Annotated in this window: 24 protein-coding genes and 1 tRNA gene; 23 read left to right on the top strand and 2 right to left on the bottom strand. The window is 47.9% G+C overall.

Going from position 1 to position 22,306, the window contains the following annotated elements:
* Positions 1-114 precede the first annotated feature (114 nt).
* The 17 genes from hisD (at position 115) to HNP82_RS03385 (ending at position 16,749) form a co-directional block, all read left to right on the top strand.
* The gene (gene hisD, locus HNP82_RS03305; RefSeq protein ID WP_183771482.1) at positions 115-1,410 is read left to right on the top strand and encodes a histidinol dehydrogenase; all 1,296 of its coding nucleotides are present in this window, start codon (positions 115-117) and stop codon (positions 1,408-1,410) included.
* Positions 1,411-1,442: 32 nt separating this feature from the next.
* On the top strand, positions 1,443-2,033 hold the full coding sequence (hisB, locus tag HNP82_RS03310; protein ID WP_183771484.1) for an imidazoleglycerol-phosphate dehydratase HisB: 591 nt from the start codon (positions 1,443-1,445) through the stop codon (positions 2,031-2,033).
* A 21-nt stretch (positions 2,034-2,054) separates the two neighbouring features.
* Entirely contained in the window at positions 2,055-2,831 is a 777-nt protein-coding gene (locus HNP82_RS03315; RefSeq protein WP_183771486.1) for a 1-(5-phosphoribosyl)-5-[(5-phosphoribosylamino)methylideneamino] imidazole-4-carboxamide isomerase, read from the top strand.
* On the top strand, positions 2,785-4,095 hold the full coding sequence (hisIE, locus tag HNP82_RS03320; protein WP_183771488.1) for a bifunctional phosphoribosyl-AMP cyclohydrolase/phosphoribosyl-ATP diphosphatase HisIE: 1,311 nt from the start codon (positions 2,785-2,787) through the stop codon (positions 4,093-4,095). Before HNP82_RS03315 ends, hisIE begins: the two co-directional genes overlap by 47 nt.
* Positions 4,096-4,360: 265 nt before the next feature.
* Positions 4,361-7,009, top strand: a complete 2,649-nt coding sequence (gene alaS, locus HNP82_RS03325; protein ID WP_334298263.1) for an alanine--tRNA ligase — start codon at positions 4,361-4,363, stop codon at positions 7,007-7,009.
* Between the two features lie 15 nt (positions 7,010-7,024).
* Positions 7,025-8,365: a CapA family protein gene (locus HNP82_RS03330; RefSeq protein ID WP_183771490.1), complete on the top strand. Its 1,341-nt coding sequence runs from the start codon at positions 7,025-7,027 to the stop codon at positions 8,363-8,365.
* Between the two features lie 104 nt (positions 8,366-8,469).
* Positions 8,470-8,646 (top strand): 30S ribosomal protein S21, encoded by a 177-nt coding sequence (gene rpsU / locus HNP82_RS03335; RefSeq protein WP_021886387.1) that lies wholly within the window; start codon positions 8,470-8,472, stop codon positions 8,644-8,646.
* 227 nt (positions 8,647-8,873) lie between these two features.
* Positions 8,874-9,224: a YabP/YqfC family sporulation protein gene (locus HNP82_RS03340; protein WP_183771492.1), complete on the top strand. Its 351-nt coding sequence runs from the start codon at positions 8,874-8,876 to the stop codon at positions 9,222-9,224.
* A gap of 5 nt (positions 9,225-9,229) precedes the next feature.
* Complete coding sequence (locus HNP82_RS03345) at positions 9,230-10,459, top strand: sporulation protein YqfD (RefSeq protein WP_183771494.1); 1,230 nt, start codon at positions 9,230-9,232, stop codon at positions 10,457-10,459.
* 69 nt (positions 10,460-10,528) lie between these two features.
* Positions 10,529-11,029 (top strand): cyclic pyranopterin monophosphate synthase MoaC, encoded by a 501-nt coding sequence (moaC, locus tag HNP82_RS03350; protein WP_183771496.1) that lies wholly within the window; start codon positions 10,529-10,531, stop codon positions 11,027-11,029.
* Positions 11,022-12,026 carry a GTP 3',8-cyclase MoaA gene (moaA, locus tag HNP82_RS03355; protein ID WP_183771499.1) on the top strand — a complete coding sequence of 335 codons (1,005 nt, stop codon included), beginning with the start codon at positions 11,022-11,024 and terminating at the stop codon, positions 12,024-12,026. The genes moaC and moaA overlap by 8 nt, the downstream gene beginning before the upstream one ends.
* 2 nt (positions 12,027-12,028) lie before the next feature.
* Positions 12,029-12,556: a MogA/MoaB family molybdenum cofactor biosynthesis protein gene (locus HNP82_RS03360; protein WP_183771501.1), complete on the top strand. Its 528-nt coding sequence runs from the start codon at positions 12,029-12,031 to the stop codon at positions 12,554-12,556.
* 108 nt (positions 12,557-12,664) lie between these two features.
* Complete coding sequence (locus HNP82_RS03365; protein WP_183771503.1) at positions 12,665-13,690, top strand: molybdopterin-binding protein; 1,026 nt, start codon at positions 12,665-12,667, stop codon at positions 13,688-13,690.
* Between the two features lie 5 nt (positions 13,691-13,695).
* On the top strand, positions 13,696-14,130 hold the full coding sequence (locus tag HNP82_RS03370; protein WP_183771505.1) for an MOSC domain-containing protein: 435 nt from the start codon (positions 13,696-13,698) through the stop codon (positions 14,128-14,130).
* Between the two features lie 7 nt (positions 14,131-14,137).
* Positions 14,138-14,950, top strand: a complete 813-nt coding sequence (gene modA / locus HNP82_RS03375; protein WP_183771508.1) for a molybdate ABC transporter substrate-binding protein — start codon at positions 14,138-14,140, stop codon at positions 14,948-14,950.
* 21 nt (positions 14,951-14,971) lie between these two features.
* On the top strand, positions 14,972-15,628 hold the full coding sequence (modB, locus tag HNP82_RS03380) for a molybdate ABC transporter permease subunit (RefSeq protein WP_183771510.1): 657 nt from the start codon (positions 14,972-14,974) through the stop codon (positions 15,626-15,628).
* Entirely contained in the window at positions 15,628-16,749 is a 1,122-nt protein-coding gene (locus tag HNP82_RS03385) for a sulfate/molybdate ABC transporter ATP-binding protein (RefSeq protein ID WP_183771512.1), read from the top strand. Before modB ends, HNP82_RS03385 begins: the two co-directional genes overlap by 1 nt.
* Before the next feature lie 15 nt (positions 16,750-16,764).
* On the opposite strand, the gene HNP82_RS03390 is transcribed toward HNP82_RS03385, so the two are convergent.
* Complete coding sequence (locus tag HNP82_RS03390; RefSeq protein WP_183771514.1) at positions 16,765-17,541, bottom strand: SDR family NAD(P)-dependent oxidoreductase; 777 nt, start codon at positions 17,539-17,541, stop codon at positions 16,765-16,767.
* A 126-nt stretch (positions 17,542-17,667) separates the two neighbouring features.
* Here HNP82_RS03390 and HNP82_RS03395 point away from each other — a divergent pair.
* The 3 genes from HNP82_RS03395 to HNP82_RS03405 all read left to right on the top strand — a co-directional run bounded on the left by HNP82_RS03395 (position 17,668) and on the right by HNP82_RS03405 (position 18,489).
* Positions 17,668-17,741: transfer RNA gene (locus tag HNP82_RS03395), tRNA-Val, on the top strand.
* 58 nt (positions 17,742-17,799) lie between these two features.
* A complete protein-coding gene (locus HNP82_RS03400) occupies positions 17,800-18,177 on the top strand; it encodes a hypothetical protein (RefSeq protein ID WP_183771516.1) in 378 nt (125 codons plus the stop codon).
* Positions 18,178-18,186: 9 nt separating this feature from the next.
* The gene (locus HNP82_RS03405) at positions 18,187-18,489 is read left to right on the top strand and encodes a GNAT family acetyltransferase (RefSeq protein ID WP_183771518.1); all 303 of its coding nucleotides are present in this window, start codon (positions 18,187-18,189) and stop codon (positions 18,487-18,489) included.
* A 78-nt stretch (positions 18,490-18,567) separates the two neighbouring features.
* Here the strand turns inward: HNP82_RS03405 and HNP82_RS03410 are convergent, their stop codons facing one another.
* Positions 18,568-19,161, bottom strand: a complete 594-nt coding sequence (locus HNP82_RS03410) for a 50S ribosomal protein L25 (protein WP_183771521.1) — start codon at positions 19,159-19,161, stop codon at positions 18,568-18,570.
* A gap of 334 nt (positions 19,162-19,495) precedes the next feature.
* Between HNP82_RS03410 and HNP82_RS03415 the strand changes: the two genes are divergently transcribed.
* The 3 genes from HNP82_RS03415 to HNP82_RS03425 all read left to right on the top strand — a co-directional run bounded on the left by HNP82_RS03415 (position 19,496) and on the right by HNP82_RS03425 (position 22,263).
* Positions 19,496-20,137, top strand: a complete 642-nt coding sequence (locus HNP82_RS03415; RefSeq protein ID WP_183771523.1) for a PepSY domain-containing protein — start codon at positions 19,496-19,498, stop codon at positions 20,135-20,137.
* 100 nt (positions 20,138-20,237) lie between these two features.
* A complete protein-coding gene (locus HNP82_RS03420; protein WP_183771525.1) occupies positions 20,238-20,915 on the top strand; it encodes a response regulator transcription factor in 678 nt (225 codons plus the stop codon).
* 1 nt (position 20,916) lies between these two features.
* Positions 20,917-22,263, top strand: coding sequence for a sensor histidine kinase (locus HNP82_RS03425; RefSeq protein WP_243164625.1), 1,347 nt, complete (start codon positions 20,917-20,919; stop codon positions 22,261-22,263).
* Positions 22,264-22,306 lie beyond the last annotated feature (43 nt).

The raw sequence follows: 22,306 nt of genomic DNA on the forward strand, positions 1-22,306 counted from the left end.
CCTTTGGTATAATATGTAAATGAGACAAGAAGTGCGGAGCAATCCGTGTCTCATGCCCATTTGTCGGGCAACTCATGTAAATAAAGATTGTCTGTTTAAAGACAGGAGGAACTTATGAAAACGATACATTTGGCCCAGGATAGCATCCGCGACCTGCTCAACCATTTACTGAAAAGAAGTCCCAACAATTATGGCGCCTATGAAAGTACAGTGGCGTCCATTGTCTCCGATGTTAAGGAGAGGGGGGACGAAGCTCTTTTTGAATACACTAAGAAATTTGATGGCGCTAATCTTACTCCCCAAAATATCCAGGTGACACAAGAAGAAATCGACGAGGCTTATGCCGCTGTAGATCCAAAGCTTCTTAGCGTGATCCGCAGATCCATGGAGAACATCCGCGTTTATCATGAGAAGCAGAAGCGCTACGGATGGTTTGACACCACTCCTGACGGTACCATCCTGGGGCAGAAAGTGACGCCTCTGGCCTATGCCGGCATTTATGTTCCCGGCGGAAAAGCCGCTTACCCATCCTCTGTGCTGATGAATACGGTTCCGGCTAAAGTTGCCGGCGTAGAAAATATTATCATGGTCACTCCTCCGGGCAAGGACGGTAAAGTGACGCCAACAACCCTTGTCGCCGCCTGCGAGGCGGGAGCCACAAAGGTATACAAAGTGGGAGGGGCTCAGGCCATCGCCGCTCTGGCTTACGGCACCCAGTCCATTCCAAAAGTGGACAAGATCGTAGGTCCCGGCAATATTTATGTAGCACTTGCGAAAAAAGCTGTCTATGGCCATGTGAGCATTGACTCCATCGCCGGCCCCAGTGAAATCCTTGTCATCGCCGACGAAACGGCCAATCCCGAATATGTAGCCGCAGATCTTTTGTCTCAGGCAGAACATGACGAGCTTGCCAGCGCTATCTTAGTGACCACAAGCGAAACACTGGCCGCAGAAGTATCCCGATGGATCGGCATTTTTGCGGAAAAGCTTTCCCGCAGGGAAATCCTGGAGAAATCTCTGGAAAATTACGGCTATATACTCATCGCCGATTCCATGGACAGCGCTGTGGACATTGCCAACGAAATCGCTTCCGAACATTTGGAGATCGTCACAAAAAATCCTTTTGAAGTGATGACAAAGATCAAAAATGCCGGCGCTATTTTCCTTGGAGAGAACAGTTCCGAGCCTTTGGGCGATTACTATGCCGGCCCCAATCACATTTTGCCAACCAACGGCACAGCTAAATTTTTCTCCCCCCTTGGCGTTGATGATTTTGTGAAAAAGTCCAGCATCATCTACTATTCCAGGGAAGCACTGCAAAAGGCAAAAGATGATATTATCCGTTTTGCCGAAGCGGAGTCTCTGACGGCCCATGCCAATTCCATCCGGGTACGTTTTGAAGATAAGTAAGCTGCCCAAGGGCAGAACGGAGGTGCGTAAATATGACGGAACGTATTGCGTCTTTGCGCCGGAAGACCGGCGAGACTGATATTTCCATGACACTGAATCTGGATGGCAGCGGAACGTCCGAAATAAAAACAGGTATCGGTTTTTTTGACCATATGCTCAACAGCTTTGCCCGCCACGGTTTTTTTGACCTGAAGCTGGATGTGGACGGCGATCTGGATGTGGACTGCCACCACACAATTGAAGACACAGGGATTGTCCTGGGGGAAGCTATAAAAAAAGCGCTGGGAGATAAGCGGGGAATACGCCGTTTTGGTTCCTTTATCCTCCCTATGGATGATGTCCTCGTCCTTGTGGCTATGGACCTGTCCGGAAGACCTTATTTTTGTTACGATGTAGCATTGACAACTCCCAAAGTGGGAGATTTTGATACGGAAATGGTCCGGGAATTTTTCTACGCAGTTTCCTACAGCGCCGGAATGAATCTCCATATAAAACTCCTTTCCGGTGAGAATAACCACCATATTATTGAGGGTATTTTTAAAGCTTTCGCAAAAGCGCTGGATGAGGCATCCAGTATGGACGCCCGCATACAGGATGTATTATCTACAAAAGGCGCACTATAATTACAAGAAAGGGCATGAGTCATGCAATTATATCCAACCATTCATATTAAAAACGGCAAATGCTATAACCCGGCTGCCGGATCAGACGCGAAACAGAATATTTTTACAAGTTCCCCGGTAAAGTTAGCCCAGATCTGGGAGCAGGCCGGCGCCTCCTACATCCATATTGTCGATGTGGACGGGGCTAAGATGGGATTTCCTGCCCATGATGAACTGATCGGTGAAATTGTCAAAGCGGTATCTATTCCAGTTCAGACCGGCGGCGGCATCCGTTCCATTAAGGACATTGACCACATGCTGACCCTTGGTGTGACCAGGGTTGTATGCGGGACTGAGGCAGTAAGAAATACCCGCTTTGTTGAGGAGGCCCTGAGCGCTTTCGGAAGCGATCGCTTTGTCCCCGGCATTGACGCGGTCAATGGCATGGTGGCCATTGAAGGCCGTGAACGGCTGAGCAAATATAACCCTATTGCTCTCACTAACGGAATGGGACGTTACGGCGTCAAAACAGTGATCTACACAGATATTATAAGTTCTTCATTACATAAAGGCCCCAGTATTGACAACACAAGGGAACTTGTGGCCCGGACCAATGTGGGTATAATCTACGGCGGAGGCATCAGCAGTCTGGAAGATGTGGAGGAGATCAGTAAACTGAATGTGGACGGGATCATTATCGCCACTTCGTTATATAACGGAACTATTGATCTGAAAGAACTTATCGAGATTTATGAAAAAGGAATGACTGGAAATGAAAAAGAACTTTTTGATCCCGTCAGTGTCACTGACCGAAAATAATGACAAAATCTTAGCGGCGGCTGCTCTGGGGAAAACACTGGCCGCCATTGAAAACGGCGGGGGCGACGGCATATTGCTGTGGGGGGATGCGAAGCATTCCACCGACGACGTGACCCAGGTTCTCTGTGAAGCTGTCGCTGCTGTAGATATCCCGGTGATGTTTTATCAGGTTTATCCCCGGTTTGAGGATATTAAAAAGATCATTTACGCCGGCGCGTCAAAGGCCGTCATGAATCCCTTAGAAGGCGGCGGCCGGGAAACATTGAAAGAGGGCGTGGCCCGCTTTGGCAGCGAAAATGTATACGGAACATTTATGACTGTCTCTGAGGAAAGATTTCCCTCCCCGGAAGATTTTCGTGAAATAGTGGTATTTACAGGATGCAAAAGCTGGGTTATGGATATGGCCGCTATGGAACGCTACGACACTGTGATCAATGAACAGGAGCTGAACCTTCTCGCATGTGCCAGGGAGTCGCTTAGCGGTGACGCCATTAAAGAGATCCTTCTCATGCCCCAGGTCATTGGATTTACAGCACTGGACATATCTTCCCAGGTTCCCGGAGACATTGCCGGCATAAATGACTGTATGGCTTTAAAAGATTATTTGAGATCTGAAGGGATGGAAATCTGTCTTTTTGAGAGCAGCATATCCTTTGAGGATTTTAAACTGAACAGCGATGGGCTCATCCCGGTAATCACCCAGGATTATAAGACGGGAAAAGTTCTGATGATGGCTTATATGAACGAGGAGTCATACAATGAGACGATCCGAAGCGGTCGCATGACTTATTTCAGCCGCAGCCGCCAATGTCTCTGGAAAAAAGGCGAGACATCCGGCCACTATCAGTTTGTCCGTTCTCTGGAAATTGACTGTGACAAAGATACTATATTGGCCAAGGTACGCCAGATCGGCGCCGCTTGCCATACCGGCCATGAAAGCTGCTTTTTTACCAACTTGGCCAGGAAAGAGTATGTCAGCGTCAATCCATCCACTATTCTCCAGGAGATTATGGATACGGTCACTGACCGGAAGCTCCATCCAAAAGAAGGTTCCTACACAAACTATCTGTTTGAAAAGGGCATTGATAAAATATTGAAAAAAGTGGGAGAAGAAGCGACGGAGATTGTTATTGCCGCTAAAAACCCGGACGCTGGCGAGTTAAAATATGAAATTGCCGATTTTCTTTATCACATGATCGTCCTTATGGCCGAGAAAGAGGTTTCCTGGGACGAGATCTGTGAGGAGCTTGCCAAACGCCATTGATTTTAAATTTTTAAAAAAGCCGGAACCCAGCGTCCATCTGAGTTCCGGCTTTTCTTCCGTTTCCCACCCCTGATGGCTGAACTGTTACATAAGATCCCTGGAATAGCTTTTAATCCGTTGACAAAGAATTTAATTCACCGTATAATAAAATACTGGTAGTAAACCCAAAAAGTTTTTACATGTCTTGACAATCAAATATCCTGGATTTGGAAGGGTCACAGGACGCTTTGCAGCCGGGATATTTTTTATCATATACTAGGAGGTAATAAACGTGAATAAATTTTACGGTTTAAATGAATTAAGAAAAATGTATCTGGACTTTTTTCAGAGCAAGGGACATCTTGTAATGAAAAGTTTTTCCCTTATCCCTCACAACGATAACAGTCTTTTACTTATAAATTCCGGTATGGCCCCCTTAAAACCTTATTTTACAAAGCAGGAGATCCCCCCCTGCCCAAGAGTAACCACATGTCAGAAATGTATCCGCACCGGCGATATTGAAAATATCGGAAAGACAGACCGCCACGGAACATTTTTTGAGATGCTGGGCAACTTTTCCTTCGGCGACTATTTTAAACATGAAGCTATCGCCTGGTCATGGGAATTTCTCACACAGGTCATCGGTCTGGAGGAAGACCGCCTTTATCCTTCCGTTTATGTGGACGATGATGAAGCTTTCGATATCTGGAATAAGGAGATCGGCATCCCTGCGGAAAGGATCTTCCGTTTTGGCAAGGAGGACAATTTCTGGGAACACGGCGCCGGACCATGCGGCCCCTGTTCTGAGATCTATTATGACCGGGGTGAAAAGTATGGCTGCGGTAAACCGGACTGCACTGTAGGCTGCGACTGCGACCGGTACATGGAAGTTTGGAACAACGTATTCACACAGTTTGAAAATGACGGCAACGGCCATTATGAACTGCTGGAGAGCAAAAACATTGACACAGGTATGGGCCTGGAGCGTCTGGCCACCATTGTCCAGGACGTGGATTCTATTTTTGACGTAGATACTATTAAGGCTCTGAGAGAGCAGGTGTGCCAGATGGCCGGCGTCAAGTATAAAGAAAACCCGAAAGCCGACGTTTCCATCCGTATTATCACTGACCATATCCGGTCTGTGACATTTATGGTGTCTGACGGCATCCTCCCCTCCAATGAGGGGCGCGGATATGTACTTCGCCGTCTTCTGCGCCGGGCTGCCCGCCACGGACGTCTCCTCGGCATTACCGAAAAGTTTTTGACCACATTGAGCGACACTGTCATCGAGACATCCAAAGACGGATATCCGGAACTGGAAGAGAAGAAAGACTTTATTTTTAAGATCATCAGCGAGGAAGAAGACAAGTTTAACCGTACTTTAGACCAGGGTCTTGGCATCCTGAAAGACATGAAAGCCCAGATTCTTGCCGGCGGCGGGGACGTGTTATCCGGGGATGATGCCTTTAAACTCTACGACACTTACGGATTCCCTCTTGATCTCACAGAGGAGATTCTTGAGGAGGATGGAATTACCATTGACCAGGAAGGCTTTAAGGCAGCTATGGACCGCCAGCGTGATATGGCCCGCAAGGCCCGGAAGACAACCAACTATATGGGCGCCGACGTTACTGTATACCAGTCCATTGACCCAGCGGTCACCAGCCGCTTTGTGGGCTATGAATATACAAAGTATACTTCAAAAATTTCTGTCCTGACCACAGAAGAAGAGATCGTGGAAGCTCTTGTGGACGGACAGAACGGAACAATCATTGTGGACGAAACGCCTTTCTACGCCACCAGCGGCGGTCAGGAGGCAGATACCGGAATCATCACCTGGGGGGACAGTGTGTTTGCTGTCAAAGATACGATCAAGCTCTCCGGCGGAAAGATCGGCCATGTGGGAACTGTTGTTAAAGGTATGTTTAAAACCGGTGACTCTGTAGAGCTGGCTATTGATGAGAAAAAGCGCAGCGATACAGCCAAAAACCACAGTGCCACCCATCTGCTCCAGAAGGCTCTCCAGATGGTTCTGGGCAGCCATGTACAGCAGGCAGGTTCCAGCAATAACGACAAACATCTTCGCTTTGACTTTACCCATTTTTCACCAATGACCGCGGATGAATTAAAGCGGGTGGAAGATATTGTCAATGATGAGATCGAGGCCAATCTTCCTGTTCTGACAAAGATCATGGATCTCGATGAAGCCAAAAAGACGGGGGCCATGGCCCTTTTTGGCGAAAAATATGACAAGGACGTCCGGGTGGTGACCATGGGCGATTTTTCCAAAGAACTGTGCGGCGGTACCCATGTATCCAATACCGGCGTTATCCGGGCCTTTAAGATTGTCTCTGAGGCCGGTGTTGCCGCAGGCGTGCGCCGTATCGAAGCGCTGACCGGCGATGGCGTGTTTAACTATTACGCAGGTCTTGAACAGGAATTAAAGGAGGCCGCCCACGCGGCGAAAGCTGAACCTTTTGCTCTTGTAAAACGTATTGAAGCTCTGATGGATGAGGTTAAAACTCTGTCCTCAGAAAATGAAAAGCTTAAAAATAAAATGGCCCGCGAAGCTCTGGGCGATGTCATGGATCAGGTTCAGGACATTAAAGGCACCGCGTTACTTGCGGTCAAAGTTGACGGCGTGGACATGAACGGTTTGATGAACCTTGGCGATCAGCTTAAAGCCCGGTTAGGTCAGGGCGTTATCGTCCTCGCCTCCGAGAAGGACGGGAAGGTGAATCTTCTGTCCATGGCAACAGATGAAGCTATGAAAAATGGCGCTCACGCAGGGAATCTCATTAAAGGCATCGCAAAGCTTGTGGGCGGCGGCGGCGGCGGCCGGCCAAATATGGCTCAGGCTGGAGGTAAAAATCCTGCCGGCATTGACAATGCCTTAAAAGAAGCGGCCCAGGTACTGGAAAGTCAGCTCCGCTAACAGGAGGTGACACCAGTGAAAGAGATTAAAAAATTAGCTCTGGTCCTGGGATGCGTTGTGCTGTTTGCTGTCTTCTACATTCTCTGCTCCAACAGCGCAAAGAGTGTGAGAGATTATTATGCCTCCGGAGGACTTTCCAATAATAATATGGAAGCGATCCAGAATGTTTCCATCGAGGACGCCATTATGGAATACGTGGCGAGAAATATGGAACAGGAGGTTAAGATTACCGGCACCGGCGACATAATGTTCTATGACTATCAGATGGACCGGGCCTATGACAGCGGCAGCCAGACTTTTGATTTTTCTCCAAGTTTTTCCTATATTTCCAAGTATCTGGATGACTCTTCCTATGTTCTTGGAAATCTTGAGGCTACAATGGCGGGGGCGAATAACGGTACCGGAAGCAATACTTACGGTTACTGGGCCGACAGCCAGAATATGAATTTTAATGTACCGGAACAGGCGGCTGCAGATTTAAAGGCGGCCGGATTTGATATGCTTACCACAGCCAACAACCATGTGCTGGACAGCGGTTTGGAAGGCGTTTCTTCCACCATTGATTTTATCACTGCCGCGGGACTTGAGCAGACCGGCTCCTTTAAATCAGAAACAGGGCAGAGGTATGTGATACGGGATGTGGATGGCATCCAGGTGGGCGTAACCGCCTACACTAATGTGGTCAACACTACATTAGACGACTCCAACAGTTATGTTGTCAACCACCTGGACGATTTTTCTGAGTCCCAAATCAGCCTTATGTGCGAACAGATCCAGGAGATGCGCGCTGCCGGAGCGGAAGTTGTCATTGTCAATCTTCACTTTGGTGTAAGATACAGCAGTACGGTCAGCGACGCCGAGCGAAGTCTGGCTACCCAGTTAGTGGAAGCCGGTGCGGACGTAATTTTCGGCAGCTATCCCCATGTTGTCAAGCCTATGGAAGTGATCTCTGTCACAGATGAGGACGGCACGTCCCGCCAGGGCGTTGTCTTTTATTCTCTTGGCAATTTTATCTCTTCCATGCAGTATCAGTCTGCCAACGGCTATCCGAGAGATCTTGGGGCTGTGGCCAGCGTCTTAATCTCCAAAAACAGCTCCGGCGTACAGATTGACAGCGTTGAGATTATCCCCACCTATGTGGACTGGACTGATGAGGATATTGCTGTCCTGCCGATATGCGAGGCGATTGACAATCCCCAGGCTTTTGAATCCCGCTTTGGCGATGACGCCAACTCTTATCTGGATCAGCAGCGCATGGAGGATGGGTATGACTCTGTCATTGAGACGATCATTGGCGATTCCGGACTGACTTACACATATTCGGACTATAAATATCAAATTAGTTTAGAAAAATAGTTGACGAATAAAAAAAATATGCTATAATTCATATAGTGCTATGAAAAATATACCCACAGTTGTATAAGCACAATACGCAACTGGAGGGAGGTAAGGTGTGAGCTATGTCAAACGTTATCGTTAAAGAAAACGAAACTCTGGACAGTGCTTTACGCAGATTCAAGAGAAACTGTGCAAAAGCAGGTATTCAGCAGGAGATTCGTAAGAGAGAACACTACGAAAAGCCCAGCGTTCGTCGGAAAAAGAAATCCGAGGCCGCTAGAAAGCGCAAGTTCAAATAATTATTTATGGATATCTTTAAAATAAAAAGCTATGACTTAGGTCATAGCTTTTTTGTTTTATACTACAGCGCTCCGGGGATGAATGGTTGTAAAAAATGTAACCATCCAGTCCACGCATTTCTGATGGCTGAACCATCACCAAAAACCCTGTCTAACTTCATGTATCCCCACATATAATATATCAATTTTATGACCGGATTTTCCCGGTCGTCCCAGCGGGAGGTTTTATGAGGAAACATAAAGCAATGGTCCGGCAGACAAAAAAAGCGCTGTTTAAGAAAAAAAGGCCGGAGCCGGAAATATCTGTAAAGCGGCTGTTTAAAGATTCCATAAGCGATATGAATATCCTGGGTTCTCAGGCGCCCACCATTTACCTGTGCGGCAATGAAAGTATGTATATTGAGCATTATGAAAATATTCTGGAATATACCGGCGTCCATATCCGCATACAGCTTGAAAAAAAGGAGATGGTCCTTGACGGCAAGGATCTGATCCTGGAATTTTTTTCACCTCATGATCTGAAAGTCCGGGGGCATATTGACAAAATCATGTTTGCGTCAACCCCTGACGGGAGATAAAATCTGTGAGCCGATTTAAAAATTTTTTGTCCGGTACACTTGAGTGCAGCATTAAAGGTCAGTCCCCGGAGCGCTTTTTTAATCTATGTAAAAGCCGCCGTATTGAACTTGAACATATCCGTGAGGAAAAACAGCAGATTTTGTTTTCCCTAACTCTGGATAACTACAAAAGACTCCGCCCCATTGCCCGAAAATGTCATATTGTTCCCCATATTGCCGTCCGCCGGGGACTTCCATTTATCCTCCACAAAAACCGCCGCCACAAATTTTTCTTCGCTGGTATGGCTGCGGCCGCTGTCATAATTTTTATTTTATCCCGTTTTATATGGAATATTGAGATCGACGGAAATTTGTCCCACACCGACACTTCCATTATTCTTTTTCTAAGGGAAAAAGGCATCTGTACCGGCAGACTGAAAAAAAATATTGATCTCGACAGTCTTGAAGAAGATCTCCGCTTAGCCTACGATGATATATCCTGGGTCAGCGCCCGGATTGAAGGCACAGTTTTAAAAATCCAGCTTGAGGAGGGACTTGTTCTGACACCGCCGGAAGACGATGAAAATATTCCCGGAAATATTGTGGCCGTCCAGAGTGGAAAGGTCAGCGCCATCGTCACTCGAACAGGCACAGCCCAGGTTCAGGTCGGCGATGAGGTTCAGGCCGGCGATATACTTATTTTAGGTGCCGTAGATATTTACAATGACGACGACACAATAAAAACAACCCACTATGTCCACGGCGATGGTGATGTATATGTGGAGGCTACTTACCATTGCAGTGATTACTATCCCGGATTCTATATGGAGAAAAACTACATGGGATCAAGCGTTTGTGTCCCCGGACTGGAACTTTTCGGCAAACTTTTTACCTTTGGTAATTTTTCCTTTGACGAGGAGAGCAACATGGAGAATGGAAGTAAGCTTGAAGTGACTTCAACAGTGACAAAATATCGGCTGACCCCCAATTTTTACCTGCCGGTCCGCCTTTATATGACAAAAATCCGCCCTTATGAAACTGTCCCGGTAAAATACACCCGCGAGGCCATGGAAGCCCTGGGGGAAGAGGCCATAGAACAGCTTCTTCAAAATTTTGAAGAGGCGGACGCCACAGTTCTTGACCATAATCTCTCAACAGTAATCTCTGACACCGGTTACTCCGTCACCGGGGACGTGGAGATGATCGTTCCGGGGGGAGAATTTCGTCCATTTCTTGACGTTGGCGCAAGAGACTGATAAAATGATATCGGCGCAGGAAACGTCATATATGACGTTTCCTATAAAAGAATTGAGGGAATAAATCATATGCATAACCAATTATCACATTTTGATCACAGTGGCAACGCGGTGATGGTGGATGTATCCCGGAAGGAAATCACAAAACGTACCGCAGTGGCCAGAGGACAGATCAATGTCAGCCCTGCCGTCATTGACGCCGTCATTGGAGGAACCTCAAAAAAAGGGGACGTCCTTGGTGTTGCCCGGATTGCCGGAATTATGGGCGTAAAAAACACATCCGCCCTTATCCCCATGTGCCATCCGCTGATGATCCAAAAATGCGGCCTGGATTTTACTGTAGATAAGGAAAAATGCCGCATTATCGCCGTCTGCCAGGTGAAGGTAGACGGAAAGACCGGCGTGGAAATGGAAGCTTTAACCGGGGTCAGTGTAGCCCTTCTCACTATTTATGATATGTGTAAGGCCATTGACCACTCTATGACTATTACGGATATCCATTTAGAGAAAAAAACCGGTGGGAAGAGCGGGGATTTTTACTTTTCAGGAGAAACATCAGACAATGATTGATGGATTTGGACGTAATATTGATTATCTGCGGGTTTCAGTGACCGATCACTGCAATTTAAGATGTGTCTACTGTATGCCCAGGGAGGGAGTCTCCTTTCTCCCTGCCAATGAGATTCTCAGCGATGATGAAATCTGCCGGGTTGTCGCAGCCGCGGCCAGCCTGGGAATCAAAAAGGTCCGTCTCACCGGAGGTGAGCCTTTGCTGCGGCAAAAGCTGTGGAACCTAGTTGCCCTTATCAAAATGATTCCCGGCATTGAGACAGTGACATTGACTACCAATGGGATACTGCTGGGAGACCAGGTGGAGCGTCTTGTTCAGGCCGGACTTGACGGCGTAAATATCAGCCTGGACACCCTTGATCCCATAGAGTACCGCCGCATCACCGGAGGAGGGAATATTCGCGATGTGCGGGAAGGTGTTAAAAAGGCCCTTATGTGGACGCCTCCTTTGACGTTGAAGATCAACTGTGTTTCCGGTGCCGCCGGCAAGGAGCATCTTGAGGCTGTGGCAGGGCTAGCCAGGACTTTCCCTGTTCATGTACGTTTTATTGAAATCATGCCCCTGGGCCTTGGTCGCCAATTTCCGTTGATTTGCCAGGAAGAGATTGTCAAACAGCTCTCAAAAACATTTGGGCCTTTCACGCCCTGCCCTCAGAATCTTGGCAGCGGTCCCTGCCAGTACTACACTGTGGAAGGTTTTCGCGGACGCATCGGATTTATCAGTGCCATGAGCCACCGGTTCTGCACACAGTGCAACCGCATCCGCCTGACCGCCGACGGCTGTGTCAAAACATGTCTTCAGTACAGCGGTACAAATGCCATAAAAACTTTACTGGGCCAGGAAGCTTCAGAGGAGGAGATCGCAGAGGCGCTAAAGAAAATCATCTTGGAAAAGCCGGAGGGCCATCATTTCCGGGAAAGTTTGTTCCGGAAAGATCACTTTCAAACAGATCAAATTAGCGAAGAACAGCGCTCTATGTTTCAGATTGGAGGTTAAAGATGAATGTTGCCATTATTACATCCAGTGATTCCGGCTATGCCGGGACAAGGGAAGATTTAAGCGGTCCGATCATTGAAAAAATGGTGACCCAGGCCGGATACACGGTCATAAAAAAGCTGCTGCTGCCAGATGAGCGAGACATACTGTCCAAAGCTATGGCTGCCATTGCCGACAATGAGGAAGCATGTCTGATCCTCACTACCGGTGGAACAGGTTTTTCCCCCAGAGACTGTATGCCGGAGGCCACCATGGATGTGGTTACCCGGCCTGTCCCAGGCATTCCCGAAGCCATGCGGGCTCTGAGTATGAAAATTACTCCAAGGGCAATGCTCTCAAGGGCCGCGGCGGGGATTCGTAAAAACACACTGATCATTAATCTCCCCGGCAGCCCCAAAGCCGTGGAAGAAAGTCTGGGATTTATCCTCCCCCACATCAGACACGGGCTGGAAATCATGTTAGGCGAAGTTAAAGACTGCGGTGCAAAAAAGTCAATTACTCCGCAGCAAGCTGATGGGGGATGGAAATAGTAAGCGCAGCGTGAGCTGCGGGGGATTTGCCCCTCGCGGCGTTCGCCAAATGGGCGCGTAAGCGCGTCCGCTTGGCGAACTGCCTGCGGGAATGAAAAGGAGCCGATTATGAAAAAAATTGAGACAAAAGACGCGGTGGGACACGTTTTGTGCCACGATATTACCCGCATTATTAAAGATGTGGTCAAAGACACGCCGTTTCGCAAAGGCCACATCGTCACCCAGGAAGATATTCCCCTGTTGTTATCTCTTGGGAAAACCCATCTCTATGTATGGGAAAATGATGCGACAAAATATCATGAAAATGAGGCGGCTGAAATTTTGTGTTCTGTCTGTATCAATGATCATATGGAACGGACACCGGTGCGGGAAGGAAAGATTGAACTGATCGCCGCCTGCGATGGTCTTTTTACTATAGACCTTCCAAGACTTGAAGCTATTAACAGTCTTGAGGAGATCATGATCGCCGCCCGGCACAATCATTTCCCGGTACATAAGGGGGACAAGCTTTTAGGCACCAGAGTCATTCCCCTGGTCATTGACAAAAGCCGTATGGAAAAAGTCAAAGAGATCGGAGGGAACCGGCCCCTCGCCTGCCTTCACCCCTACATTCCGGCAAAATGCGGTATTGTGACTACCGGCAGCGAAGTTTTTACAGGGCGGATTAAAGATACATTTACCCCTGTGGTTGAGGAAAAGCTGGCACGGTATCATATTACCGTCAGCGGTCATATTACTGTGGACGATGAGCTGGCCCATATCCGGGACGCCATCCTTAAACTTAAAGAAGAAGGGGCCGATATGATCGTCTGCACCGGAGGGATGAGCGTGGACCCTGACGATATGACGCCGGGCGCCATCAAAGCCGCCGGCGCGAAGATTGAGAGCTACGGCGCCCCGGTCCTTCCGGGAGCCATGTTCCTTCTGGCCTACATGGATGACGGCACGCCGGTTATGGGGCTGCCCGGCTGTGTCATGTATTCAAAGGCCACAGTCTTTGACCTGATCCTGCCCCGCATCGCCGCAGGGATCAGAGTCAGCCGGTCAGATATTATCAAGCTTGGAAACGGCGGTCTCTGCCTGGAATGTCCGGTCTGCCATTTCCCGGAGTGCAGCTTTGGGAAAGGATGGTAATTTGCGTGGGAACAGTGATGGCTGTATGTATCAGCGAAAAAAAAGGCACTATTAAAAAAAATGTCCATGAGGGCCGGTTTATTGAAAACTGGGGCATTGCCGGCGACGCCCACGCGGGGAAGTGGCACCGCCAGGTCAGCCTTTTGTCCGACGAAAAGATCCAGGCATTTAAAGCAAAAGGCGCACCCGTCACCTACGGATCTTTCGGTGAAAATCTTGTAGTTTCCGATCTGAATTTTTCCACCCTGCCTGTGGGAACCATTTTTCAGTGCAATGACGTAATCCTTGCACTGACCCAGATTGGCAAGGAATGTCACCATGGGTGCGCTATATATAAAGAAATGGGGGACTGTATAATGCCGAGAGAGGGCGTTTTTGCCACTGTCCTTCATGGAGGAGTGATCCGGGAGGGGGACACTTTTACGATTAAAGAGGAGTAGGGAGAAAATGAAAAAAACTGTTATTTTGCTGACAGCGGCCTTTTTGGGCACCTCACTTATGTCCTGTCAGAGCAGCCCGGAGGCATCTGCACAAAATACAGAGCTTACAGTTTTTGCCGCAGCTTCTATGACAGAAACCATCAGCAAGATCGCCGACATATATACAGAGGCTCATCCGAATGTGACGATCACATGTACCTTTGACTCATCAGGAACTCTGGCCACACAAATTGCCCAGGGAGCGGACTGTGACCTATTTATTTCCGCTGCCCCTAAACAGATGAATCAGATTGATATTAACGGTGGTGAGGACAATACCGACGGAGCGGATTTTGTTCTTGAAGAGAGCCGCATTGATCTTCTTGAAAATAAAGTTGTCCTTGTCACTGCCCAGGGCAGCGACTCAGGGATTTCCTCCTTTGAGGCTCTGACCGGCGACAAGCTGAACATGCTGTGCATTGGCAATGAGGATGTTCCTGTGGGCGCTTACTCGTTAAAAATTCTGGAATATCTTGGAACCAGCGCTCAGGAACTGGAGGATGAGGGAAAAATCACTTACGCCACCAATGTAAAGGAAGTGACGACTCAGGTTCAGGAGGGCGTTGTGGACTGCGGCATTATTTATGCCACAGACGCTTTTTCGGCCGGGCTGGAACCTGTGGATGAGGCCACGCCCGATATGTGCGGACAGGTCATCTACCCGGCGGCGGTGATGAAAAACTCAGAAAATATCCAGGCAGCCCAGGAATTTCTCGATTACCTTACCGGTGATGAAGCAAAAGAAGTTTTTGAAAGTGTAGGTTTTACACCTTTAAGCTAATTACAGAAGGAGGGGTAGAGATTGGATTGGTATCCTCTGTGGAACTCATTGCGGGTTGCGGCCATCTCCTGTGTGATCGTATTTTTCACCGGGATTTTTGCCGCCTACTATATTTCACGCCTTGGGCGGGTCGTCAAGGGTATTCTGGATGTAATCCTCACCCTTCCCATGGTCCTGCCGCCCACCGTTGTTGGGTATCTGCTTTTGCTTGTCCTTGGCCCAAAACACCCTGTAGGTGCCTTTTTTCTGGATTTTTTGAATATCCGCCTTGTTATGACATGGTATGCGGGAATCTTCGCCGCCGTGGCTGTATCTTTCCCTCTGATGTACCGCACAGCCAGAGGGGCTTTTGAGAGCTTTGACATGACCCTGGCCTACTCCGGACAGACTTTGGGCCTGTCCAATACATATATTTTCTGGCGGGTGCGCATGCCCGCCTGTCGCCAGGGGATTTTGGCTGGGACGGTTCTTTCCTTTGCCCGTTCCCTGGGAGAGTACGGCGCCACAAGTATGCTTGCAGGCTACACACCGGGGCGTACGGCAACCATATCCACCACCGTCTACCAGCTCTGGCGCACTAACGACGAGGGGATGGCTTTTCGATGGGTTCTTGTCAACCTGGCTATTTCGGCGGTTGTCCTTCTGGCTGTAAATCTTCTGGAGAGAAAGGAGAAATAATGTCTCTGATTATTGATATTGAAAAAACACTTGGAAATTTTTCTCTGGATGTGCATTTTAAGGCGGAAAATGAAGTTCTTGGACTTTTGGGCGCTTCCGGCAGCGGAAAGACCATGACGTTAAAATGTATTGCCGGCGTCATCACTCCGGACAGAGGGCATATCGAGCTGGACAGCCAGGTTTTATTTGATTCGGAAAAAAAGATCAATCTCTCTCCGCAAAAGCGGAGAGTGGGGCTGTTATTTCAAAATTACGCCCTTTTTCCCAATATGACTGTCTGGCAAAATATTCGCACAGGGCTATTAAGAGACCATATGGGACGGGCTTCGGCTGACGCGGCTGTAAAAGATATTATAGAGAAGCTTCGGCTGACCGGTCTGGAAAAGCATAAACCGTGGCAGCTTTCCGGGGGACAGCAGCAGCGTACTGCTCTGGCCCGCATTCTCATATCAGCCCCTCAGATCATCCTGCTGGATGAACCTCTGTCAGCTCTGGACAGTTGCCTTAGGTGGGAGGTGGAGACCCAGCTTTCTGATATTTTGGCGGAATATGGGAAAACAGTGATCTTAGTGTCCCATGACCGGGACGAGATCTATCGCCTGTGCAGCCGGGCCAGCGCCATGACCGGCGGATGCGCCGGCCAGCCGGTACCCGTGGAAGAGATGTTTGAGCGGCCTTCCAGCATCTCCGAAGCCCTTCTTTCCGGCTGTAAAAATATTTCCCGGGCGCGCCGGCTTACATCCCGCACACTTTTGGCCCAGGATTGGGGCACAGTCCTTAAAACGGACCGGGAAATCCCTGAAAATCTCTGCGGCGTAGGACTTCACGCCACAGATCTGTGCCCCTCTTGGTCCGGAAAAAATGAAAATTCCATCCGCTGCCATATTGAAAAACGGATTTCTGATCCTCTTTATGATATTTACCTTCTCCGCCCTCAGAGCGGAGATTGGCCTGAAGGTGAAGATCACTTTAAAACCATCAGTAATCTGCCCCAGGCAGAAGATAGCGCATCTTCCAGGCTTCTGCGGATGGACTGCCCTAAAAACAGCTCTCAGCCTTTTTCCAAAGAGCAGGAGCTTACCGTTTCCATGCCCTGTCAAAAACTTATGTTTTTTACATGACGCTTATTCGCCCCATTATATTCTGCGCAAACCTTCCCAGGCCACCATGAGAAGATCTCTTGGGATAAACTTGGCAACCAGACGGTGGAGGGTGCAGGCAATTCCCGGAGTTGACACACTAAACATTAGCTTCGCGTCTGCCATGGCCCATCGGGCGACACTGCGGCTGCGGGAGGCCAGAGGAAAATGGCGTACACCGGAGAAATTGTTCTCCCCTCTGGCCACAGGGATAAATTCAGTATCTTTAATCCAGTAAGGGCAGACGGCAGTGACAAAGATTTTCTTTGGAAAAAGCTCGTAGTAAAGTGAGCGGCTGTAACTGAGCAGAAATGCCTTTGTGGCCGCATAGACGCCCAGGCCCCCCAGGGGCATAAAGGCCGCTGTGGAACAGATCTCAAGAATATGGCTTCCCCGCTCCATATAAGGGATCGTTACCTGGGTCATATCCATGGCCCCTTTACAGTTAAGCATCACCATGGCGTCCAGGGCCTCCCGGCCGATCTGGGCGTTGGCCCCCATTTTTCCAAAGCCGGCGCAGTTGATCAGCCAGGCTACCCTTGGCCGGTGTTTTTCCAGAAGCTGGCTGTAATGGTCGATACCGCTTTCCTTTGACAGATCCAGGGATATGGATCGCAGCCGGGCCCGGCTTTTTTCGCTGGCGGCGATTTCATCCATTTTCTCTTTTCTTCTGGCGATCATCCAGATTTCATCCAGATCTTTTTCTTTTATCAGACGGTACACAAATTCCCGGCCGAGGCCACTGGAAGCCCCGGTCACCACAGCAATTTTCATATTCGGTTACCTCCTTAGCCAAATTTTGGATTATCATATATCTTACCATTTTTATCGGCATGTGAACAGAGTGCTTGCCAAAATAAGTATTGTATTTTGATTTGAAAGTGGTATAATAACTGTTATGGAAGCATAGCTCAGCCGGGATGAGCGTTCGCCTCACACGCGAGAGGTCATGGGTTCGAGCCCCATTGCTTCCATTTTTTATTGGCATCGCCCCGCACAGCGCGGCATATCAAAAAGAAAGGGGAAATATCATTGAAAAAACATATACTCTTTATCATTGGCTCTGTAATCTTCTGGGCCATCATTGTCTGCTTTGCCCCGGTGGCAGATTATCTGGCAGATAAAACATTAACGGAGTATACAGCAATCTATGCCTATTTGATCCTGCTATATGAAGCTGTAATCATCACCGCCATAAGCATTGCTATCTATACTTCCCGTGGAATGAGCGGAAAACATCTTCACATTTTCTATCTTGTGTCCATCGCTGTCTCTATTGCGGTTGTGGTTCTGTTCAAATTCAGCCGTTATACAACCTTTATTATATTTATCGCTTTTTGTATGATCGTCAACTATTTTATTGGCATCTATCATCAGCTTAGACAGATACCGGTGGAAGATGAACAATAGGGAGAGGCCATGGTACTGGAAAAAAAACCTATGCTTTTAAAAAATCTGGCAGTTTACGGGACCAACGGTTCAAAATCGGGAATGCAGTACACTCTGAAAAAAGAAGGAGATATGCTGGCGGCCTACACTTTTCCGGCGCCTTTTTCTTTCGCTTATACCGATGACCGGTATAAGACACGAGAAGAATTTCCATGGACAGAAGATGGCTATGACGCTGCCATCGCCTGGATCAACGATCAGTATGAAAACCGGAAAGAAGAGTGGCTAAAGGCAGAAAAAGCCGGGATTTTAAAGGCAAAAACTCATATTTGACATTAATTAAAAGAGGCTGTCCCATGAGTAATAAAAGTTCTCATGAGACAGCCTCTCTGTATATTTTTCGGAGCCGTTTTATGCTTCCGCAGAAGCTTCCCCTTCATCGCTCTCTGTTTCTGGAACAACATTGTGGACTTCTGTCACTGTAACAATAGTTGCCTCCGGGTCTGTGAGAAGATCCACTTTATCATTGGAAGCGATGTCCAGATCTTTAACCTTAATAGAATCACCGGTTTTCAGACTGCTGACATCAATTTCAATCTTTTCAACAAGGTCTGCCGGAAGAGCGCGGTAGGAAATTTCTTCCAACTGTTGCTGAAGGACGCCGTTCTGCACCATTTCATGGTTGCGCAATATAATTTCTGCTACAGAATGTACTTTTTCGTCACTGACAAGTGCCTGAAAATCCATCTCAAGAATTTGATGTTTCATCGAATCATAATCAATCTCTTTGATCAGAACATCCATTGAGCTGCCATCAACATTCAACATAATCTGGCTGCCTTTGTTACTTGTTTTCAGAAGTTCCTGGGCATCTTTTACACCGATTTTTACAGGTATGGAGCCTTCGATTTTCTTTCCAAAAACATTGCCGGTGACATAACCTTCCCGTCTAAGCTTTTTTGCCTTTGTGTTCATATCTCTTTTTTCAGCTTTTAAAGTATTCATTTATCTTTTCCTCCAATCACTGAGCTTTGCTTAGCGGCCTTCTATAATTCAGGTCTGTTAAGTACTCCTTCAAGTTACAGCTTTATTATAGTACCGTATTACAGAAAAGATTAACCAAAAATATATTTCATTTTGGCCTGTTTTATTAAAATTATCACAAATAATGGCTAAAATGCCGATAATATCACAGAGGAAATGTAAAATCAATCGTATGTATCTTCCGAAAGCCTTGAATTCCCTGAAAAAAAACCTATAATATTTTTTAGGATTTTAATCTTTTTTTAATCTTAATGGGTTATATTTAACTCATAAAAAGAAAGAGAGGATATAGATTATGAAAAAGAAAAATTTATTATTAACAACTGTTACTGTAATAGGTATCCTGGCAGCCGTGGGATGTGGAAGTCCGGCACCATCTTCTTCAGAAGACACAACGGCTCAGAGTACCGTAGCTCCCAATTATGAAACCAGCAAACAGACAAGCGTACCGGCATCTTCCGGTACCACATCCGGTACTGGGGTGACAGAGGAACAGGCCAAGGCAACCGCTTTAGCGGACGCCGGCGTTAATGAGGCCGATGTAACCCGCATCAGAGTCCGCAAAGACCGTGATGATGGACGAAATATTTACGAAGTTGAATTTTATGTGGAGCGTGAAGAATATGACTATGACATTGACGCGGATTCAGGCCAGATTGTCAGCAAAGATTTTGATATTGACGATGATTTCCACAATAACTCAGGCAGCGCCACAACCCAAAACAGCGATGTGATCTCCGAAGATCAGGCCATTCAGATTGTCCTTGAGCGTGTAGAAGGGGCATCCGCCTCCGATGTGTGGATCAAACTGGACTATGACGATGGACGGACCTATTATGAAGGCGAAATCTATTATAACAACACGGAATATGAGTTTGAAATGGACGCTTACACCGGTGAGATCCTGGAGTGGAGCGAAGAATCCTACCGCGGATAAATTAAAGACTGCCGGAAAGCGGCGCGGGCCAAAGGGATGGCAGCCCATCCTTATGGCCTGCTTTTGCGGCTGACCGGAAATAGATAAGGAGGAAAAAAAGGTGCGTATTTTACTGGCAGAAGATCAAAGAGATTTAAACCGGCTGCTCACAAAGCGGCTGCGGGATGAAAAATATAGTGTAGACTCCTGTTTTAACGGTCAGGAAGCCCTGGACTATCTTGACGGAGCCCAGTATGACGCTGTAATCATGGATATTATGATGCCAAAGATGAGCGGCCTGGAGGCGCTAAAGATCATCCGTGCCAGAAAAAATTACGTGCCTGTTCTCCTTCTGACCGCAATGGACAGCATTGAGGACCGAGTCCGCGGGCTGGACGCTGGAGCCGACGATTATCTTGTAAAACCTTTTGCTTTTGAAGAACTTATGGCCCGTATCCGTGTCATGCTGCGCAAACCGGTTGCCGTACAGACTAATGTTTATACCGTGGGGGATCTGGAAGTCCATGTGGACACAATGAAAGTCAAACGAGGCGGAAAGGATATCCCTCTTTCCGCCAAAGAATTTGCCCTCCTGCGCTATATGGTACAAAATGCTGGCATTGTCCTGTCCAGAGAACGGCTGGAACAGCATATATGGAACTATGATTACAGCGGCGGCTCCAATGTGATTGATGTGTATATCCGCTATCTCCGAAAAAAGATTGATGATGGGTTTGACAATAAGCTGATACACACCATTCGGGGCGCCGGGTATGTTATAAAGGAAGGGGAATCCTGAATTGTCTCTGAAAACGAAGCTGACCCTTTTATACACGCTGCTTATGACCGCTGTGGTCTGCGGCATACTGATTCTGCTCTTTTTGCTTGGAAACCGGCAGATCATTTCTTCTGTCCAGAGCCGTCTGCGGGAGAGTGTGTACAGCGCCACAGAGGAGATCGAATGTGAGGATGGACGGTTGGATTTTGATTCTGACCTCAGCGAGCTGAAATCCGGCGTTTATCTGTCCGTCTATGACAGCAGCGGCACCTATCTCTACGGCCAGGTTCCCAGGGACTTTTCCAACACCGCCGTATTTGAGGACGGACGGGTACGAACAGTCGCAGAGGGCGGGGTTAGCTACAGTATTTTTGATGTTTATACATCCATTCCCGGCTATGGGGGAGTATATATCCGGGGGATCATCTCTGTCTCTGAAGTGGAAGAGGGCGTCCACGTTCTCCAGAACATGGCACTGATCTTTCTCCCGCTCCTTGTGGCTGTCACAGCTATCCTGGGCTATTTTATGACCAAAAGGACCCTGCGTCCTGTCAGCGTTATGACCGAAACGGTGACACAGATACGCCGGGACCGGGATCTGTCCAAACGTATTGGCCTGGGCAAAGGAAATGATGAGATCTACCGCCTTGCCAGAACCTTTGATAATCTTTTAGATGAGATCGAAGAAGGGTTTAAGCGTGAACAGCAGTTCACCTCTGATGTTTCCCATGAGCTGAGAACACCTATATCCGCCATGATGCTTCAGTGCGAAACACTGCTGGCCGGCCAGTCTCTGGACAGGGATACACGGGAGGGAGTGGAATTTCTACACCAGAAAGTTTCCTACCTCTCATCTATGATCTCCCAGCTTCTCCTCTTATCCCGGGCGGATCAGGGGAGAGAGCAGATGGTCATGGAAGCTGTGAATTTAAGCGAACTTATGGAAATGATCCTCCTGGAGGGTACAGAAATGGCCCAGTCCAGGTATATCCAGGTAAAAGGGGATATTGTGCCGGATCTGTATGTATGGGGTGATGAGACTCTTTTGATCCGCATGGTCATGAATCTTATGGAAAATGCTGTTAAATATGGAAAAGACTATGGCCATATCTATATCCGGCTCTGGCAGGAGGAGAAAATGATCCATGGATCGGTGCAGGATGACGGCATCGGTATTTCAAAAGAGGATCTCCCCCATATATGGGAGCGCTTCTATCAGGCGGACGCCTCCCGGAGCGCGGATACCAGTTCAGGTCTGGGACTGTCCATGGTGGCGTGGATCGTTGCGGCTCACAAAGGGCAGATCACCGCTCAAAGTACCCTTGGGGAAGGAACCTGCTTTTCCTTTGTCCTGCCCATAATGTATTGATTTTTTTCCATTAACCCATTATAATTTTCTTTAAACTTGCACT

This window comes from Catenibacillus scindens (assembly GCF_014202115.1).
In the GTDB taxonomy this organism is placed as follows: Bacteria; Bacillota; Clostridia; order Lachnospirales; family Lachnospiraceae; genus Catenibacillus; species Catenibacillus scindens.

What these genes read in the sequence shown, in the direction of transcription:
- rpsU (WP_021886387.1), top strand. Translation starts at nt 8,470, where the DNA reads ATGTCAAACGTTATCGTTAAAGAAAACGAAACTCTGGACAGTGCTTTA.
- hisIE (WP_183771488.1), top strand. Translation starts at nt 2,785, where the DNA reads ATGAAAAAGAACTTTTTGATCCCGTCAGTGTCACTGACCGAAAATAAT.
- HNP82_RS03405 (WP_183771518.1), top strand. Translation starts at nt 18,187, where the DNA reads ATGGTACTGGAAAAAAAACCTATGCTTTTAAAAAATCTGGCAGTTTAC.
- HNP82_RS03360 (WP_183771501.1), top strand. Translation starts at nt 12,029, where the DNA reads ATGAATGTTGCCATTATTACATCCAGTGATTCCGGCTATGCCGGGACA.
- HNP82_RS03410 (WP_183771521.1), bottom strand. Translation starts at nt 19,161, where the DNA reads ATGAATACTTTAAAAGCTGAAAAAAGAGATATGAACACAAAGGCAAAA.
- hisD (WP_183771482.1), top strand. Translation starts at nt 115, where the DNA reads ATGAAAACGATACATTTGGCCCAGGATAGCATCCGCGACCTGCTCAAC.
- HNP82_RS03385 (WP_183771512.1), top strand. Translation starts at nt 15,628, where the DNA reads ATGTCTCTGATTATTGATATTGAAAAAACACTTGGAAATTTTTCTCTG.
- hisB (WP_183771484.1), top strand. Translation starts at nt 1,443, where the DNA reads ATGACGGAACGTATTGCGTCTTTGCGCCGGAAGACCGGCGAGACTGAT.
- modA (WP_183771508.1), top strand. Translation starts at nt 14,138, where the DNA reads ATGAAAAAAACTGTTATTTTGCTGACAGCGGCCTTTTTGGGCACCTCA.
- HNP82_RS03365 (WP_183771503.1), top strand. Translation starts at nt 12,665, where the DNA reads ATGAAAAAAATTGAGACAAAAGACGCGGTGGGACACGTTTTGTGCCAC.
- HNP82_RS03340 (WP_183771492.1), top strand. Translation starts at nt 8,874, where the DNA reads ATGAGGAAACATAAAGCAATGGTCCGGCAGACAAAAAAAGCGCTGTTT.
- moaA (WP_183771499.1), top strand. Translation starts at nt 11,022, where the DNA reads ATGATTGATGGATTTGGACGTAATATTGATTATCTGCGGGTTTCAGTG.
- HNP82_RS03415 (WP_183771523.1), top strand. Translation starts at nt 19,496, where the DNA reads ATGAAAAAGAAAAATTTATTATTAACAACTGTTACTGTAATAGGTATC.
- HNP82_RS03390 (WP_183771514.1), bottom strand. Translation starts at nt 17,541, where the DNA reads ATGAAAATTGCTGTGGTGACCGGGGCTTCCAGTGGCCTCGGCCGGGAA.
- HNP82_RS03315 (WP_183771486.1), top strand. Translation starts at nt 2,055, where the DNA reads ATGCAATTATATCCAACCATTCATATTAAAAACGGCAAATGCTATAAC.
- moaC (WP_183771496.1), top strand. Translation starts at nt 10,529, where the DNA reads ATGCATAACCAATTATCACATTTTGATCACAGTGGCAACGCGGTGATG.